We start from the raw sequence: 15,339 nt of genomic DNA on the forward strand, positions 1-15,339 counted from the left end.
GCTATTAGCATCAATAAGCTTGCGCATAACGCAAGGTGAAGAGCGGATAACAAATTGACAAACTTTGCCAATCTGTGAATATGGCTTGCAGAGACAGGAGAGTTTGATGGCAACGATGAATGTATCGCTCCCTCACCCTATGAAAGAATGGGTTGAGGCTCAGGCCAAAACAGGACGCTATTCGAACGCGAGTGACTATGTTCGCGACTTGATCCGTAAGGATCAGATGCGTGGCGATAAGATCGCAGCAATGCAGCAATTTGTCGATGAGGGCCTACAAAGTGGAAAGGGAACTCGTTCACGGGAAGATCTTTTCACTATGGCAATTGCTAACGCCGAAAAGTCTCTGAAACGCAACTGATGGAATTAAATCTCTCGGTTCAGGCGGAAGAAGATATCATTGCTATTGCTGAGCACGGTATCGCAATGTTTGGATCCCTACAGGCTAAACGATATCATTCGGACTTGTTTAACACGTTGGATCTGATTGCCAAAAATCCACAAATGGATCGCGAACGGGAAGAAATCTCTCCACCTGTTCGTATTCATCCATTTAAAGCTCATCTGATTATTTATCAAATAGAACAAAACGAAACCGTATTCGTAATTAGGATACGGAATGCATTTGAAGACTGGATTAGCGAACCTTTCTAACGCTTGTTCTGATCTCAGAAATCTTGGGAAAAGCAGTAGCTGTTGCTGACTAATCTTTCCGAAGTTGCAGGCCTGTTCTTGACTGTCTTATTGTCAAGAACACTTTGTCTGCTAAACCGTTCTTTGAATCACCGACAAAATAGAATGCTCATTGTGTCAAAATCTCTGATCAAGTGATTCAAATCGTAAATAGGTAATTAAATGCTGATTTAGCAATTTCAAAAGTGTATAGAAAGTCATCTCCACACGCCAAATAAGTAAGATTAAATTGAATAATTCGTCTAGCGGTTCTTATAACGCACGCATTCAACGTCTCCAATTGGCTTGTCGTCAGGCCTTGCCTGCTGCTGTTTTAGTAAGTGGCATTTGGATACCAGTATTTGCGTTTTTTCAGCACTGGCATCTGGTCGTACTGGAAGCGGTATTGAGCGCTTGTATCATTTTCAGTTGGATGCTCGTAAGACGGGGAGCGGTCACAACGGGGATGATAATAGCTCAAGCGGTTTGCATTGCGTTTATAGTGATTTTTTCGACGCTTTTTGATATTCCAAGTCCAGATATTCCGAGGGTTTCTCACTTGTATCTGCTGCTTATCGCATTGGCAGGGTATGTAAACTTTCAACGCGTTGGGGGGAAGGTACAGCTTTCTCTGATTGTCACTTCTCTGGCATTATTTATCATATTCTCTAGTACGTCCTTTAATTCTACATTTGCTCGTCCGCTTCCAGACGAAACTCGCTTTTTTACGTCTTGGGTTCATGCGTGTTTTGTAACGATCCTTTTGTGTATTGGGTTCGCACTAGTTGAGGATGAGTTATCCGAAGACAGGAAATTTATCGGGGATTTTCGCCAAGCGATCAACAACGGCCAATTTGAGCTTTTGTATCAGCCGCAAGTCGATGAATCTGGAAATCTGATTGGAGCGGAGGCACTTATTCGATGGAACCATCCACAAAAAGGAATTATTCGACCGGATTCCTTTATACCTGTTGCCGAGCGTACTGGATTTATGCCTGAATTAGGTAATTGGGTTTTAGACAATGCTTTAAATACGCTGGCTCATTGGCGCAATGATGTAAGTACTAGGCATCTAACGATGGCAGTGAATGTTAGTCCAGATCACTTTTTAGAAACAGATTTTGCGATAAATGTCATTAGAAAGCTCAAGTTGTTAGAGATTGCGCCTTCAAACTTAAAACTCGAATTAACGGAGGGGATGTTTGTTTCCGAAGTTGATGACTTAGTCGAGAAAATGAATGTTTTGAAAAGTGCAGGCGTGGGTCTGGCATTGGATGATTTTGGGACGGGCTACTCTTCTTTGAGTTACTTACGTCGACTCCCGTTCGATCAGCTCAAAATTGATCGCAGTTTTGTTTTAGGCATAACTGAAGGGAAACGAGGCGAGTCGTTGGCGAAAAGCATTACGCAAATGGGAATTGATTTGGATTTGCAAATGCTTGCCGAGGGCATTGAAACGAACGAGCAGTTTCAGTTTATGCTCTCATGTGGCTGCACAGCCTTTCAAGGTTATCACTTCGATCGACCAATTAGTCTTGAAGATTTTATAGAACGAGTGAAGCTTTATCCAATGTGACGCGCATCAACTCGTTGTTTTGATCAAAGGCCTGTTCGCCAGAAAGCCAAAATTGCCTATTGTAATGCGATACGGAATAGATGCCTGTTTTTTTTGCAAGTTCTGTTGATTTTCTCTCAAAATCTTTAGCCATCGATAAGATAATTCCTTGGCTATATTGGAATCTGAGGCTTGTTCTTGGGTTAAGTATTTGTTTGAACATCGTGTAAGCCTGACGGATAGTCAATATAACTGCAGCGTCACGATCCCTCATCGCGTTTAAAAATTGCGAAATAACTTCTCGCCCGAGTGTTATAGATTTTCAATCAGATGATTTTATTCGTTGATAGCAATATTCTTTCTCAAAGCGATCCGTGAAACTGATAGCGTTGTTTCTTTATTAACTGTGAAGCGGCTCGTAAAGGCGTGCGCCGGCTTTATCTGCCGCAACCTTTAAACGCTTATCTCGGGTCCATAGTGATGTTCGCCGGTCAAGGAGTACTGATGCCAGCAGCTGAGCATCAGTATAGCCTATACCCATGCTAAAAATGCAATGCTTTTCAATCATGGTCATGACTTCGTCATGTGTTGCGACTTGAGCTTCACGCTGCGCCTTCAAAAAAGCCAAGACACTCGTCCTGTCTCGGAGACTGCCCAGAGCAAGTTCACCAATAATCGCTGGATGACAAAGCAAAAGATCATCACCGATAATCTTGATAAGCTCATTATCGCCGGCGCGGAAGTGGTCAATCCAAATTGAAGTGTCTGCCAGTATCACTTCTCCACTGAGCTCCTACGGCGAGGAGCTGCTTCAACGTCTGGCATCGTGCCTCCAAGGGCAATCAGGCGTTTCCCAGTTTCCATTCGCACTAGTGTCTCTAGCGCTTGTCTGACTAGAGCGGCTGTCTCTTTCGTGCCGGTCAACAATCTGGCTTTTTCTAAAAGATTGTCATCAAGGTTGATGGTTGAGCGCATAATCTGACTCCTTGCTAAGTCGCCATAAATAGCACCAAATGATGCTAATATCAACATGCTTCCGATGACTTATTCTAACGATCATGACGGGTATTTTCTAACAAAAGTATTCTACAGGTTACAACCGCCCGAGATACGCTGGGTATTCTTGACACTTACTCTGGATCAAAGGGGATTGATACGTCTGGCTTGATGCGGATACTGATGTTCTTGACTTGAAATCAGAAACACAATTCGTCTCTCGATTTGCTGCACTTGCCACAAATGGAGCGAAGCTAGACGTTGTTCGAGTTCGCACGTGCTCGATCTTTTAAGATGCAAAGTTAAGTTGTTTTTTCTTAAGCAATAATAAATGGGAGCTTTAGGGATTATGAGAGATGAAACCATATAAAGATTGTTAAGATTAACGATGGTCACCACATTTGACCATCGTTGATTCGAGCATTAAAATTATTCAAACCTATAGATAACGACTGCGCTCACGTTGCACTTCATCAGTCGTGTATGGTGCAGCGGCCGTATCAAATCGCTGCCAACCATCCTCAGTGTATATGCGGCGGCGTTCTACAAGATCGACACGATTTGCGCGGGAGAGAATGGCTTCCGCCTCAGCATAGCGATCTTCAGACACTTTTGCAGTTACCACAGTGCCGCCACGTCTTACGCCTTCCGCATAGAGATGTGCATCCTCTTCAGGCACTCCAGCTTCAGTGAACGCGCCGATTAATCCACCTGTTGCACCACCAACTACGGCACCTCCAACTGCACCAGTAAGAGTCGCTGCTAACCAACCAGCCGCAACGACAGGTCCGACACCTGGAATGGCCATAATACCAAGACCAGTAAGCAATCCACCCGCGCCACCGACGGCGGCACCTATACCTGCACCAACGCCAGCACCTTCAGCAGCATTGCTTTCTTTCTCATCGTCACGTGAAACAATACTGATGTCATCCGATGGAATGCCAGCAGACTCCAGTTCTGAAACAGCTACCTTAGCTGATGAATAAACGTCAAACAGACCTGTAACGGTTCGCATTTTCATCTCCCTTAATTAAATGATTTCTCAGGTTAAGTTACATAGCTTGTTTTGTAACATTGCCCTGATAGTCGAGCTGAACGGAAACCTTGTTCGCTCCGTTCATTGCTGTAGCTTCCCAGATCCCAGCTTCTGTCAGTTTAAGATCGCTTATTTGCGAATAGCCTGCTTCTTCGAAACGCTCTTTTGCTTGCTCTTCTGTGAAGCTATTTTTACCTGCTACCGGAGCACTTGAGTTGTTAGTTTGTGGTGCTGAAACTGCCGGCGTTTCCGGACTTTTTGTGTCCTGCGAAAAGGCAAAAGTTGGCGCGAATGCTATCGCGCTAGCTAAGGCTAACGTTATGATTCTCATAATATTTCTCCCAGATTTTGGACTGACGGTATCAGTAATAAGAAAACGTTCTAGACCCCATTGAGTTCCACGTTGTTTTCATAGTTGGCATAAAATTTGGGTTTCTAATGCCAACTAGTTCTTAAGCCCTTTTTCAACAAATCCGAGTTGAAGCTCGTCAGATACTAATTTAATTGCCGGCACAGTTATTGTGGGCGCCCAGCCAGCGTTGATGGCTTCGTTCATCAGGTTGCAAACACCAAGATACTCGCTCCCAAAACAACTGCATCAGCATCTTCTTCAGAACGCCCAATTAGATTGTACTGTTTAATAATGTTTACAATACTAGGCTATATAGCGTCTTTGCAATCGCGATGCCGGCTGTGATAATCAGCCGCTGATTTGAGACGTTTCATTAGCGCACTTCTTCATACTTAATTGGACAAGTTTAGTCTCCAGATCGATCTTTGTATGGCTCGTTTGGAACCTGCTTTTTTTAGCTTACAGGAGCGACCCCTTGCTCATGTGTAGGTCGCATCTCTTGATCTCTAGGCTCAACAGATGTTGAGTCTGCTGATTTATCCGGACGATGTAAATCAGGATTAGACCTAGGGGGCTTTTTCTTATTGATTCTTCTCTTCAATGAATAAAACCCCGCCGAAGCGGGGTTATTCGAGTTAAGCAGCTTTTAAATTTATTTTTGTTTCTGCAAGCTTGGTGAGATCCTTGTCGGTCTGACCTTCTTCCTGAAGCGTGGCATCTAACAGCTTGGCAATCTCTTTATGCCCAAGCTCTGAAGCCCACCGCTTGAGGGTGCCATAGCGGGTAATCTCATAGTGTTCGACGGCCTGAGCCGATGAAATGAGGCCAGCATCAAGCGCCTTAGTTCCCTTGAACTCATCGATGATTTCTTCGGCTTCAGCAATAATGCCCTCGATGGCATCACATGTTTTGCCTTGAGCTCGTTTACCCAGCAATTCAAATGCCTGCTGTAGGCGTTCAATGTGTTCTTGGGTTTGGTCTTTATGCTTTTCAAAGGCCGTTTTAAGCTCAGGAGACGATGCTGCGCGTGCCATCTTTGGTAGCGCTTTTACAATTTTTCGCTCAGCGTAATAGATGTCTTTGAGCGTATCGTAAAAAAGATCGTTGAGCGTTTTCTCTTTTGACGTTGGCATAATTCTCTCCCTAAAATTTGGTAAAAAAACCCCCGCTTAGTAGTAATGCAATTGCAACTCATAAGTTCCGCGACTTCCATGAAGTCTGCGGGTGAACCGTTTATGAAGCAAATATAATATCGACGGGCACGCAACAAAAAACTTGATTGCCCGATATTTTAAAATGCGATGCTCAGGTAAAGAATTTTCTATACCTGTATGCATCCTCTTATATGTGCTTAATCACAGCTGCTATTTGTTTGAACGCCAATTAGATGAACGGCCTCTGAAATAAGATTGTCCGTGCCTTTGACTTCGAATTGATCGACGTGTTCTATTAATAGCGAAATTGTCGTCTCAACGATTTTCAGTCTTAAACGCTCGTTCGGTGTGTAGAAGCTCGCTTTGTTATATAGCAACTGCCTCAAATTGAACGGGTCGATGTCGCATGCAGTATTGGGGAGAACCATAGTGCTCCTCCTTCCTAGCAGGCAAGAGCACATATGAACCCTCAGCCGTCACCGCCTACGTATTCGGTTTGGTGACGATGCAACAAGCATACGCTGAGACAATCTAGAGTCAACCGCTTGCGCATATGCGGGTAAGAGAGCGATTCTGTCTGAACTTGCAGTCACTATATCGAACTGCATTTCCTTCCAGTTCGCCATAGGGTTGCGTTCTTTAGCCGTGGGTCTCGAATGAACAAATAATGGAAATCCGAGATCAATGCGCTGGAGCTGTAATGACTAAATTATTCTCCTAATAGAATTACGTTTAGCGTGTATCTGTCTGGCAGACAGCATCCTTCCCAATTTCCAATGGAACCTTAGCATTAAAAGAGGGTTGATATTTATAGAAAACACAATTGGAGGAATTGTTATGAAAATCACTGCCCTTCTTCTTGCCAACGCAATGGCGCTCGTACCAGCAATTACCGGTGCACAGGCAACTCAAACACCCAATATGATGCGCCACGTGCGACGGACACTCTGACGCATGATAAAGACGTTAAGTTTTTAACAGAAAAACCTGATTTTTCGCCACTTCAGTCGAAAGAACTGATTGAGTTACTCGGGTGTGATCACTCGGATTTGCTACAAGAAACTAAGAAATCCAAAGATGAGACCTGAAGAGTATGAGAGAAATAACTCTTTTATCAAGACTTATTGAATACGGAAATTCTTAGGAATTATAATGCGTTACGTCTAGGAAATGCGATTTTTCATTGATGCAGGCGTCTAGAAATCTTGGTTACAGGTGCGGTATGCGGCTATGGCAACAGATAAGCTATCTTTGTACAGAAGTAAGCGTGACTTCAGCTTAACGACTGAACCGAAGAATTCAACGTTAAAAAACCGTTCAAAACTAAGACGTTTCGTCATTCAGAAACACGACGCGACCCGACTTCACTATGATCTTCGACTTGAACTGGATGGCGTTTTCAAATCCTGGGCGGTCACAAAAGGGCCGTCACTTGATCCTCATGACAAGCGCTTTGCAGTCGAAGTTGAGGATCACCCGCTCGATTACGGCGACTTCGAAGGAATAATCCCAAAGAAGCAATATGGTGGTGGTACCGTTATGCTATGGGACCGGGGTTACTGGGAACCTGAAGGCATTAGAACACCTCAAGAAGCCCTTGAGAAGGGCGATCTTAAGTTCACCCTTGAGGGTGACCACTTACATGGCAATTTCGTGCTGGTGCGCATGCGCCATGATCGCAATGGTAGTAACCGCATTAACTGGCTGCTGATCAAACAGGAAGATGAGTTCTCCGTGGCGGAGAATGGGGCAGGGGTCCTCGAGAAGTACTTTAAGTCGGTTGCATCTGGACGAACGATGGAGGCTATTGCGTCTGGCACAGGCAGAAAACCAAAGCCATTTATGACGAAGAGTGCCGGTGTCAAGGCAGATGCTGTCTGGGATAGCAGTCGTGGCTTAGCCCCTGAGGAGCGCAGGACCGATGGAAGAGTTAAGCCTCCCCCTGAAAAGCGGGACGAAAAATTGGCTTCTGTTCGTCGTCAGATTGCGGGTAACGCATCAGTTATTCCTGCATTTATACCACCGCAATTGTGCAAGACCTTGGCGCGGCCGCCATCTGCCCCTGGCTGGCTACATGAAATCAAGTTTGATGGCTATCGGGTGCAGATGCGTGTCGAAAACGGCACGGTTACCCTGAAGACGAGAAAAGGCCTCGATTGGACGATAAAGTTCCATGCCATCGAAAGAGCAGCATGCATGCTTCCCGATGCAATTATCGATGGAGAAATTTGCGCGCTTGATGACCACGGGACCCCGGACTTAGCGATCCTGCAGGCAGGTCTTTCAAAAGAGCAAACAGATGCCTTAGTATTTTTTGCCTTTGATATGCTGTTTGAAGGCGATGAGGACATACGCGAACTGCCGCTTTTTGAGCGCAAGCACAGGCTTGAGACGCTTTTATCAGATGCAGGTGAGACTACGCGTATTCGATTTGTTGAGCATTATGAAACCGGCGGAGATGCCGTTCTCAAATCCGCCTGCCGCTTGTCACTTGAGGGGATAGTTTCCAAAAAGGCCGATGCGCCCTATCGCTCAGGCAGGAGCCAGTCCTGGACGAAATCCAAATGCCGTGCCGGTCATGAGGTGGTAATTGGTGCTTACGCTAAAACCAATGGCAAGTTTCGGTCTTTGTTGGTAGGCGTCAATCGCGGTGGCCAATTCGTCTATGTTGGTCGTGTCGGCACGAGGTATAGTGCCAAAGTGGTGCAGGCCATTTTGCCGAAATTGCAAGCGCTGGAAACATCTAAGTCGCCGTTTACGGGCTTAGGTCCTCCAAAAAACCATGAGGATATCGTCTGGCTTGAGCCCGAATTGGTAGCCGAGATCGAATTCGCCGGATGGACAGGAGACGGTCAGATACGTCAGGCGTCATTCAAGGGCTTGCGCGAAGACAAACCTGCGAAGGAGGTTGAGGCGGAGACACCAGCCGATCCTGAAGACACGGATGTGCTTGGACCGGAGAGGGCGAGACGCCAGCCCGCGCGTTCCGCCAAAGGCGGTAAGGCCAAGGTGATGGGGGTTTTGATTTCCCATCCCAACAAGCCTTTATGGCCCGATACTGAGGATTGCGAGGCGGTTAGCAAGGTTGAGCTTGCACGATATTACGAGACCATAGGCCCCTGGATGATAGAACATCTAAAGGGTAGGCCATGTTCGATCCTGCGGACACCCGATGGCATTGAGAGTGAACAATTTTTTCAGCGTCATGCCATGAAAGGCATTTCAAATCTCCTGGAACTTGTCACCATAAGCGGTGACCGCAAGCCCTATCTGCAGATCGACCGGATTGAGGGGCTCGCTGCTATCGCTCAGATCGGTGGTACAGAGCTTCATCCGTGGAATTGCCACCCGGGCAAACCCGATAATCCAGGCCGTCTGGTCTTCGATCTGGACCCCGGTCCTGGTGTCGCGTTTGCAAATATCGTTGCCGCGGCGCGAGAGATACGTGACCGGCTGGAGGAACTTGGTCTTTTGAGCTTTTGTAAGACCACCGGCGGTAAAGGCTTGCATGTGGTCACGCCGCTTGCCTGGTACAAAGGAAAGGGCGAAGGCTGGGATGCGGCAAAGATGTTTGCTCACGATATTTGTAAGCAGATGGCACGAGACAATCCAGACCTTTACTTGATCCAGATGGCGAAGAACCAACGCCAGGGCCGTATTTACCTCGATTATCTGCGAAATGACCGCATGGCGACAGCTGTTGCGCCGCTTTCACCACGCGGCCGCCCGGGCGCTCCCGTCTCCATGCCACTTAATTGGTCGCAGGTCACACCCGACCTCGATCCGAAACGTTTCACTATTCGCACCGTGCCAAGGCTTTTATCAAACACAACTGCGTGGCAGGATTATAATCAGAGCCAACGGCCGCTTGCAGAGGCGATAAAACGGCTAGCCAATGTCAACTGCGCATGAAGTATCAACGGCAAGATTTACTTCCGCAGAGGCTTTTGGCCAGCGAGGGATTTGCGTAACGCATCCATGATATTGATCACATTGTCAGCTGGTTCGGAGGACTGTTTTTTTGTTCTGCTTTTCGCCGGCTTTTTAAGCATTTTTTTCCGAGTTTCAATAATATCGAGCAACCGATCCTGCACGGGATCAATCACCACACTAGCATCCCAATCCCGTGTCTGGCTTTTAATTAGTTTCTGTACCAACTGCATCGTATCGGCATCAGATTTTTCTTTACCGACAACTTTAAAATAACTCTTCTCATCACGAACTTCGTCACCGTAGCGCAGGGTCCAGAGCACTATGCCTCTGCCCCGTGGCTCCAGCATCACAGCGCGTTCGCGGCGGGCGATAACCAGCTGAGATATGCCTACCATTTTCTGCGCTTCCATCGCATCACGAATGACGGAGAATGCCTCCCGGCCGACCGGTTCATTCGGAGACAGATAATAAGGCGTATCGAGCCAAATCCATTCAATGCTGTCGCGCAGTGTGAAGGTTGAAATATCAATGGTTTTCGTACTGTCGAGGGACACATTCTCCAACTCGTCATCTTCAAGCATCACGTAGTCATCTTCACCGCGCGAATAGCCTTTGACCTCGTCTTCCTCCTTGACGGTTTTACCTGTCACTGAATCTACATATTGGCTAACGACACGATTGCCGGTTGGCCGATTTAGCGTGTGGAAACGAACCCGCTCGCTTTCGGATGTTGCGGGTACCATTTGAACTCCGCAGGTCACGAGTGACAGCTTCAGATACCCTTTCCAGTAAGAACGAATTGCCATGGTGAGTTCCTATCAGCTTGCCTTGCGGCCCTTCGGAGCGTCACGGTTTGGTTTTTCGGCAGGCTTTTGCCCTTGTTCGCCGCTGTTGACATTGGCGGATGGACGCTTGGACTTTGTTTTGTTCGCATCCATAGCAGCACTTTCACGTAACGCCTTTAAAAGATCGGCTGGCTTTGAGGCAGCGGGAGTTTTTCTTCTTGGAATCGACCGGCCTTCCATCTTGGCTTTTACAAGTTCATTCAGCGCCTCGTCGTAGCGGTCTTCAAACTTGGTGATATCAAATGAGCTGGTCATCGTTCTGATGATATGCTTTGCCAGTTCGAGCATCTCACCTTTGATCTTGAGATCGGGAAGTTCCTCGAAGGCTTCTTCGGATGCGCGTACTTCATAATCGAAATTCAGCGTTGTGGCGATCAACCCTTCACTGTGCGGACGGATTAAGACCGTTCGCAGCCGACGAAACAGCACGGTTCTCGCAACCGCTGCAACCTTTTGCTTTTTCATGCCGTCGCGTAAAAGTACAAAGGCTTCTATGCCTCTTTTATCGGGTGCGAGGTAGTAGGGTTTGTCAAAGTAAACATTGTCGACCTGCGAGCAGGGAATGAATGTATCAATCATCAGGGTCTTGTCGCTGTCTGGGACTGCTGCTGATATTTCATCCGGCTCCAACACGACATAGCGACCATCGTCGATCTCATAACCCTTGACCTGTTCGTCGCGATCCACAACATCACCGGTTTCGCTATCGACGAACTCCCGTCTTACACGGTTTCCGGTTTTGCGATTCAGAATGTTAAAACTTATCCTGTCTGAAGTAGATGCTGCAGTGTAAAGCGCCACGGGGCAGGACACTTTACCGAATTTGATGAAACCTTTCCAGTTCACTCGCGGAGCCACCATGGTGGTATTCCTCCTGTTCATCCCAGCAATAAAAGCGAGAGATTGACTGCCACTAATTCTCAGAGATCATGGGTGAGGGCTCAACTTTTCCGACGCTGAACGCAATTTGCTCACTGATTGATCAATCATCTGGATATCTTCCACCGTGACGACCGGTATGGGATAGGACGCCATAGCCTCCAAGACATCTGTAGAAAGACAGCCCTTTCGCAAGACCCACTCCATAGCCTCGCGCGTTTCCCGCTCAGCACGGAGCTGGGCATAAAGGGCAAGGATGAGCCGATCGCGCGCATCAAATGACTTTCCCTGCGATTTTATGGGCTTTTTGACATGGCCATTGTCCTACAATTACCCTATTCCGCGACCGCCTGTTGCACCGTAAACCTCTCCATTGATGAAGCTTGCCTCCTGCGAAGCGAGCAAGACGTAAATGGGGGCTATCTCAACAGGTTGACCGGGGCGTCCAAAGTCACTGTTTTCTCCAAAATGGCGCACCTTTTCATCGGGTTGCCCGCCACTTGGTTGAAGCACTGTCCAGAAGGGGCCGGGTGCCACAGCATTGACACGCACACCTTTCTCAATGAGTTGTTTAGAAAGGGCTTTGGTGTAAGCAACAATGCCTGCTTTGGTCGTAGCGTAATCCAATAGGATAGGTGAAGGGTCATATGCCTGGATTGATGCGGTAGTAATAACCGAAGCCCCTGCATAAAGGTGCGGGGTGGCCGCCTGGGTAATCCAATGAAGCGCATAGAGATTTGTTTTCATTGTTTTGTCAAAGTCAGCGCTCGTCAATTCGCTGATATCCTCGCGGTATTGTTGTCTGGCGGCATTGATAACGAGGATGTCCAAGCCACCAAGATCACTAACGGCCATTTCCACCATATTTCGGCACCATGCCTCGTCTGATACGTCGCCAGGAAGCGCTACGCCAATCTGACCTTCTGCATTTATAATATCGATTACGGTTTCCGCATCGGATTCTTCTTCCTCAAGGTACGAAATCGCTACATCGGCACCTTCGCGAGCAAACGCAATTGCCACTGCACGACCTATCCCTGAATCACCTCCGGTGATCAGAGCCTTTCGTCCTGCCAGCCTCCCTGTGCCTTTATAGCTTTCCTCTCCATGATCTGGGGCTGGAAACATGTTTTCAACCAGTCCCGGCATCGATTGTGGTTGCGCATCAAAGGGTGGAGCCGGATACTGAATGCGTGGATCCTGTTTTGTAAGGCGGTCCCTCATCATAATTGTCCTCCATATTGCGAATTAAAGGCTCGCTCGAATTGCACGTCGGATGCGAGTAATTAAATGCTTATAAAGGTAACGTCCGCCTTCTCACGTCGTTCCACAATTTGAGGGGATTTTAAGCATAAGCTGTCATTTTAGCGCAAATAACTCCGCGTCGGGGTCTCGAGCTCCATTAATTGCGCTGGAGACCATCTCCGCAGCAATCTGACTGAAAGTAATGCCGTTACCGCCAAATCCCATCACACAGTAGACATTCTGCATATCAGGTACTGGACCAATCAGCGGCAGCCCTGTGGATGTTGAGCCGAAAGCGGCAGCCCATCGGTATTCTACGGGTCCGATATCAACACCCAGCAGTTTGCTGACTTTTTGCTGGATTGTCTTTTCTTTTGTATGAAGCTTTGCTTGAGAGTGATAAGCGCTAGGACTGTTCTCGTCTTCACCGCCAACAATCAAACGTCCCTTATTATCTGTTCTGAGATAAAGATAGGGATCAGATGCTTCCCACAGGATATGGTTATTCAGCCAGTTGGGCAGCGCGATGCCAGCTCTACTTGCTATAGCCCATGTTGAAATGATCTCGTGTTTTTTGTTATCAAGGCTCTTCAGAAATTCGTAACCGGTACAGAATACGACATGTTCAGCGGTTACGAGCTTACCTGCTGCAGTTCCAAGAACCACGTTCTCTTTGAAGGACTTTATGTCAGTGATTTCTACTCCGCTCACGATTTCAGCCCCAAGCTTGGCAGCGTGACGCAGCAGTCCCGCGGTCAACTGTCCGGGGTTGGCGGATGCGGATATGTCACTCAAAATGGCGCCACTACTCTCAATTTCGTAGAGCTTTTTCATACCAGCCTTATCAATGAACTTCGCGCCAATCCCAGCTTTTACCCGCGCTTCCATCTCATTTTTAAGGACGCGAGCTCCCATTTCATCACCTGCAACATAGAGTGCCTGTTTGCGTTGCATGGAGCAGGAAATTTCAAGCGATCGAACAATATCTTCCAGTTTCAGCACAGCTTTTGCAGAACGCAACCAAGCCCTGTTTGCCTGTTCTTCTCCGATCATTGTTTGAAGCTTATGTAAGGGCACATCAATTTCGTGCTGGATCATTGCCGTGCTGGCAATACTACTGCCATGAACAGGAGAGCGTTTATCAATGATGAGCACGGACGTGCCGGGCTTGACGAGAGCTTGCGCAACGAGCGCCCCGCTAATACCCGCGCCGACGATCACAATATCGTAGTGATCCATGCCAATGGAGCTTTTGCTTCGTACAGTTATACGAGGGCTATCGATCCATAGGGGACGAGAATCTCGCAGATCACGAGTCTTCGTAAGTTTTTGTTCTGTCATGACGCTCTTTCATGTGCAGCTATTATGGCTCTTTGTAGCCGACCACATGGATAGTAAGTGTGCCGGACGATGGATTGGTTTTAAAAAACAAGATCCCGGTCTCCTGGGATTCAGACGCGACGTAATCGAACGTTATGTCAGAGCTTTCAGTGCTGCTGGATGAGGAAATGTCTCCCCGAACATGCACATGGGCGGCTGTTGAAAGAGAAGTGTTACGGAGATCGAACGTTACGCGGTAAACTTTGTTCATAGAGTTTATCGACATGATCGATATGTCGAACTCAGGCTCTTGAACTTCATATCGATAAATGTCCCAGCCAATCCATACGAAAAGGGCAGTGACCAACAAAGTGCAAATTCCGCCTACCACCCATTCTAACCAATGAGGTTGAGCGGTTTCGGTATGTTTATTGCCTGTGGATTTTGTCATCGGTCAATCACAATATGAGACGTGCGGCGGCAGCGCCGATGGAGGCCGGCAATCCGAGAATGACGGCCGCAGTAAGTATTTGAGAGAGGGATGTGTGATCGAGGCGTTCAAAAGTCCACAAGGTATAAATGCTGACCATAATGGCAATGACATATCCAGGCATCGTGAAACGGATGAAGGGTTGCCACCACCGCATTCCCTCTGAGAGGCTATGAGAGCCCTTAAAATGGAGCGCGTAAACAAAACCGTGGATGAGCACGACGGAAAGAAGGGCGATACACGCGGTATGAAACGGAGTGATCTTATACGCAATTAGGATCATCTCATCAGTTGGGGCGACGTTAAGACTGAGAAACAGCGCCCCAACAAACATCATGAAAAGCTCATGAAGATATCCGGTTTCGCCTTCGTATTCACCGTCTTGTTTGTCCCTTTCTTCCGAACGCAATCCAAGCTGACTGCGTCCCAGCAGTGCGCCGATACTGGCTGGCACAGACTGCAAAGCAATTTTGGCCACCATTATGCTGATGGTCAACTGGTCGTCAATAACGCCCAGAATAAGCAAAATGGCTGCACTTACGGCGATACCCAGCCCATAAGCTAATACGGCATCACGCAATGCTTCATGCCAAGTGGTGGTCTTTTCAAAACCTATCCGCCTAGCGAGCACCCAAAGCAAAGGCAAATTGAGAATGCAAAGTACCAGCAGACGCGTTCTATTTACGTATTGGCCAAGGAACCACATTTCCATAGTCATCAACATCGGCAGAGCGAAAAGAAGTGCTCCTGCAATTCCTCGCGAGATGCCAATAATAAAGTGACTGGCTTTATGGTCCCCAGGTCTGCCTGCTGCAATTACCACCATGAAAAGCCTCCAGCTCCATGTCAGCATTAACGC

17 protein-coding genes are annotated in these 15,339 nt (G+C 47.4%); 4 read left to right on the forward strand and 13 right to left on the reverse strand.

Going from position 1 to position 15,339, the window contains the following annotated elements:
* The first annotated feature begins 106 nt into the window (after positions 1-106).
* The 3 genes from QUF18_RS15710 (at position 107) to QUF18_RS15720 (ending at position 2,248) form a co-directional block, all read left to right on the forward strand.
* Complete coding sequence (locus QUF18_RS15710) at positions 107-361, forward strand: type II toxin-antitoxin system ParD family antitoxin (RefSeq protein WP_289388212.1); 255 nt, start codon at positions 107-109, stop codon at positions 359-361.
* A complete protein-coding gene (locus tag QUF18_RS15715; RefSeq protein ID WP_289388213.1) occupies positions 361-654 on the forward strand; it encodes a type II toxin-antitoxin system RelE/ParE family toxin in 294 nt (97 codons plus the stop codon). The genes QUF18_RS15710 and QUF18_RS15715 overlap by 1 nt, the downstream gene beginning before the upstream one ends.
* Positions 655-922: 268 nt before the next feature.
* Positions 923-2,248, forward strand: a complete 1,326-nt coding sequence (locus QUF18_RS15720) for a putative bifunctional diguanylate cyclase/phosphodiesterase (RefSeq protein WP_289388214.1) — start codon at positions 923-925, stop codon at positions 2,246-2,248.
* Here the strand turns inward: QUF18_RS15720 and QUF18_RS15725 are convergent.
* The 6 genes from QUF18_RS15725 to QUF18_RS15750 form a co-directional block, all read right to left on the reverse strand.
* Positions 2,217-2,381 (reverse strand): hypothetical protein, encoded by a 165-nt coding sequence (locus tag QUF18_RS15725; protein WP_289388216.1) that lies wholly within the window; start codon positions 2,379-2,381, stop codon positions 2,217-2,219. The genes QUF18_RS15720 and QUF18_RS15725 overlap by 32 nt on opposite strands.
* 246 nt (positions 2,382-2,627) lie before the next feature.
* Complete coding sequence (locus QUF18_RS15730; RefSeq protein WP_289388218.1) at positions 2,628-3,005, reverse strand: type II toxin-antitoxin system VapC family toxin; 378 nt, start codon at positions 3,003-3,005, stop codon at positions 2,628-2,630.
* A complete protein-coding gene (locus QUF18_RS15735) occupies positions 3,002-3,202 on the reverse strand; it encodes a type II toxin-antitoxin system VapB family antitoxin (RefSeq protein ID WP_094509166.1) in 201 nt (66 codons plus the stop codon). Before QUF18_RS15735 ends, QUF18_RS15730 begins: the two co-directional genes overlap by 4 nt.
* 460 nt (positions 3,203-3,662) lie before the next feature.
* Positions 3,663-4,241 carry a general stress protein gene (locus tag QUF18_RS15740; RefSeq protein WP_289388219.1) on the reverse strand — a complete coding sequence of 193 codons (579 nt, stop codon included), beginning with the start codon at positions 4,239-4,241 and terminating at the stop codon, positions 3,663-3,665.
* A 37-nt stretch (positions 4,242-4,278) separates the two neighbouring features.
* Complete coding sequence (locus QUF18_RS15745; protein ID WP_289388220.1) at positions 4,279-4,593, reverse strand: PepSY domain-containing protein; 315 nt, start codon at positions 4,591-4,593, stop codon at positions 4,279-4,281.
* Between the two features lie 656 nt (positions 4,594-5,249).
* Positions 5,250-5,747: a YciE/YciF ferroxidase family protein gene (locus tag QUF18_RS15750; protein ID WP_289388221.1), complete on the reverse strand. Its 498-nt coding sequence runs from the start codon at positions 5,745-5,747 to the stop codon at positions 5,250-5,252.
* A 1,251-nt stretch (positions 5,748-6,998) separates the two neighbouring features.
* Here QUF18_RS15750 and ligD point away from each other — a divergent pair.
* Entirely contained in the window at positions 6,999-9,680 is a 2,682-nt protein-coding gene (ligD, locus tag QUF18_RS15755; protein WP_289388222.1) for a DNA ligase D, read from the forward strand.
* A 17-nt stretch (positions 9,681-9,697) separates the two neighbouring features.
* Here the strand turns inward: ligD and ku (QUF18_RS15760) are convergent, their stop codons facing one another.
* The 7 genes from ku (QUF18_RS15760) to QUF18_RS15790 form a co-directional block, all read right to left on the reverse strand.
* A complete protein-coding gene (gene ku, locus QUF18_RS15760) occupies positions 9,698-10,507 on the reverse strand; it encodes a non-homologous end joining protein Ku (RefSeq protein WP_289388223.1) in 810 nt (269 codons plus the stop codon).
* A gap of 12 nt (positions 10,508-10,519) precedes the next feature.
* Positions 10,520-11,407, reverse strand: coding sequence for a non-homologous end joining protein Ku (gene ku / locus QUF18_RS15765; protein WP_289388224.1), 888 nt, complete (start codon positions 11,405-11,407; stop codon positions 10,520-10,522).
* A 66-nt stretch (positions 11,408-11,473) separates the two neighbouring features.
* Positions 11,474-11,725: a hypothetical protein gene (locus QUF18_RS15770; protein WP_289388297.1), complete on the reverse strand. Its 252-nt coding sequence runs from the start codon at positions 11,723-11,725 to the stop codon at positions 11,474-11,476.
* Between the two features lie 30 nt (positions 11,726-11,755).
* A complete protein-coding gene (locus tag QUF18_RS15775; RefSeq protein ID WP_289388298.1) occupies positions 11,756-12,649 on the reverse strand; it encodes an SDR family oxidoreductase in 894 nt (297 codons plus the stop codon).
* Positions 12,650-12,784: 135 nt separating this feature from the next.
* Complete coding sequence (locus QUF18_RS15780) at positions 12,785-14,011, reverse strand: NAD(P)/FAD-dependent oxidoreductase (protein ID WP_289388225.1); 1,227 nt, start codon at positions 14,009-14,011, stop codon at positions 12,785-12,787.
* Between the two features lie 22 nt (positions 14,012-14,033).
* A complete protein-coding gene (locus QUF18_RS15785; protein ID WP_289388226.1) occupies positions 14,034-14,441 on the reverse strand; it encodes a TIGR02588 family protein in 408 nt (135 codons plus the stop codon).
* Positions 14,442-14,448: 7 nt separating this feature from the next.
* Positions 14,449-15,306, reverse strand: a complete 858-nt coding sequence (locus QUF18_RS15790) for a TIGR02587 family membrane protein (RefSeq protein WP_289388228.1) — start codon at positions 15,304-15,306, stop codon at positions 14,449-14,451.
* Between the last annotated feature and the right edge of the window lie 33 nt (positions 15,307-15,339).

The organism is Pseudochrobactrum kiredjianiae (assembly GCF_030362795.1).
Lineage (GTDB): Bacteria > Pseudomonadota > Alphaproteobacteria > Rhizobiales > Rhizobiaceae > Pseudochrobactrum > Pseudochrobactrum kiredjianiae.

What these genes read in the sequence shown, in the direction of transcription:
- QUF18_RS15710 (WP_289388212.1), top strand. Translation starts at nt 107, where the DNA reads ATGGCAACGATGAATGTATCGCTCCCTCACCCTATGAAAGAATGGGTT.
- QUF18_RS15715 (WP_289388213.1), top strand. Translation starts at nt 361, where the DNA reads ATGGAATTAAATCTCTCGGTTCAGGCGGAAGAAGATATCATTGCTATT.
- QUF18_RS15725 (WP_289388216.1), bottom strand. Translation starts at nt 2,381, where the DNA reads ATGGCTAAAGATTTTGAGAGAAAATCAACAGAACTTGCAAAAAAAACA.
- QUF18_RS15735 (WP_094509166.1), bottom strand. Translation starts at nt 3,202, where the DNA reads ATGCGCTCAACCATCAACCTTGATGACAATCTTTTAGAAAAAGCCAGA.
- QUF18_RS15740 (WP_289388219.1), bottom strand. Translation starts at nt 4,241, where the DNA reads ATGCGAACCGTTACAGGTCTGTTTGACGTTTATTCATCAGCTAAGGTA.
- QUF18_RS15745 (WP_289388220.1), bottom strand. Translation starts at nt 4,593, where the DNA reads ATGAGAATCATAACGTTAGCCTTAGCTAGCGCGATAGCATTCGCGCCA.
- QUF18_RS15750 (WP_289388221.1), bottom strand. Translation starts at nt 5,747, where the DNA reads ATGCCAACGTCAAAAGAGAAAACGCTCAACGATCTTTTTTACGATACG.
- ligD (WP_289388222.1), top strand. Translation starts at nt 6,999, where the DNA reads ATGGCAACAGATAAGCTATCTTTGTACAGAAGTAAGCGTGACTTCAGC.
- ku (WP_289388223.1), bottom strand. Translation starts at nt 10,507, where the DNA reads ATGGCAATTCGTTCTTACTGGAAAGGGTATCTGAAGCTGTCACTCGTG.
- ku (WP_289388224.1), bottom strand. Translation starts at nt 11,407, where the DNA reads ATGGTGGCTCCGCGAGTGAACTGGAAAGGTTTCATCAAATTCGGTAAA.
- QUF18_RS15775 (WP_289388298.1), bottom strand. Translation starts at nt 12,649, where the DNA reads ATGAGGGACCGCCTTACAAAACAGGATCCACGCATTCAGTATCCGGCT.
- QUF18_RS15780 (WP_289388225.1), bottom strand. Translation starts at nt 14,011, where the DNA reads ATGACAGAACAAAAACTTACGAAGACTCGTGATCTGCGAGATTCTCGT.
- QUF18_RS15785 (WP_289388226.1), bottom strand. Translation starts at nt 14,441, where the DNA reads ATGACAAAATCCACAGGCAATAAACATACCGAAACCGCTCAACCTCAT.
- QUF18_RS15790 (WP_289388228.1), bottom strand. Translation starts at nt 15,306, where the DNA reads ATGGTGGTAATTGCAGCAGGCAGACCTGGGGACCATAAAGCCAGTCAC.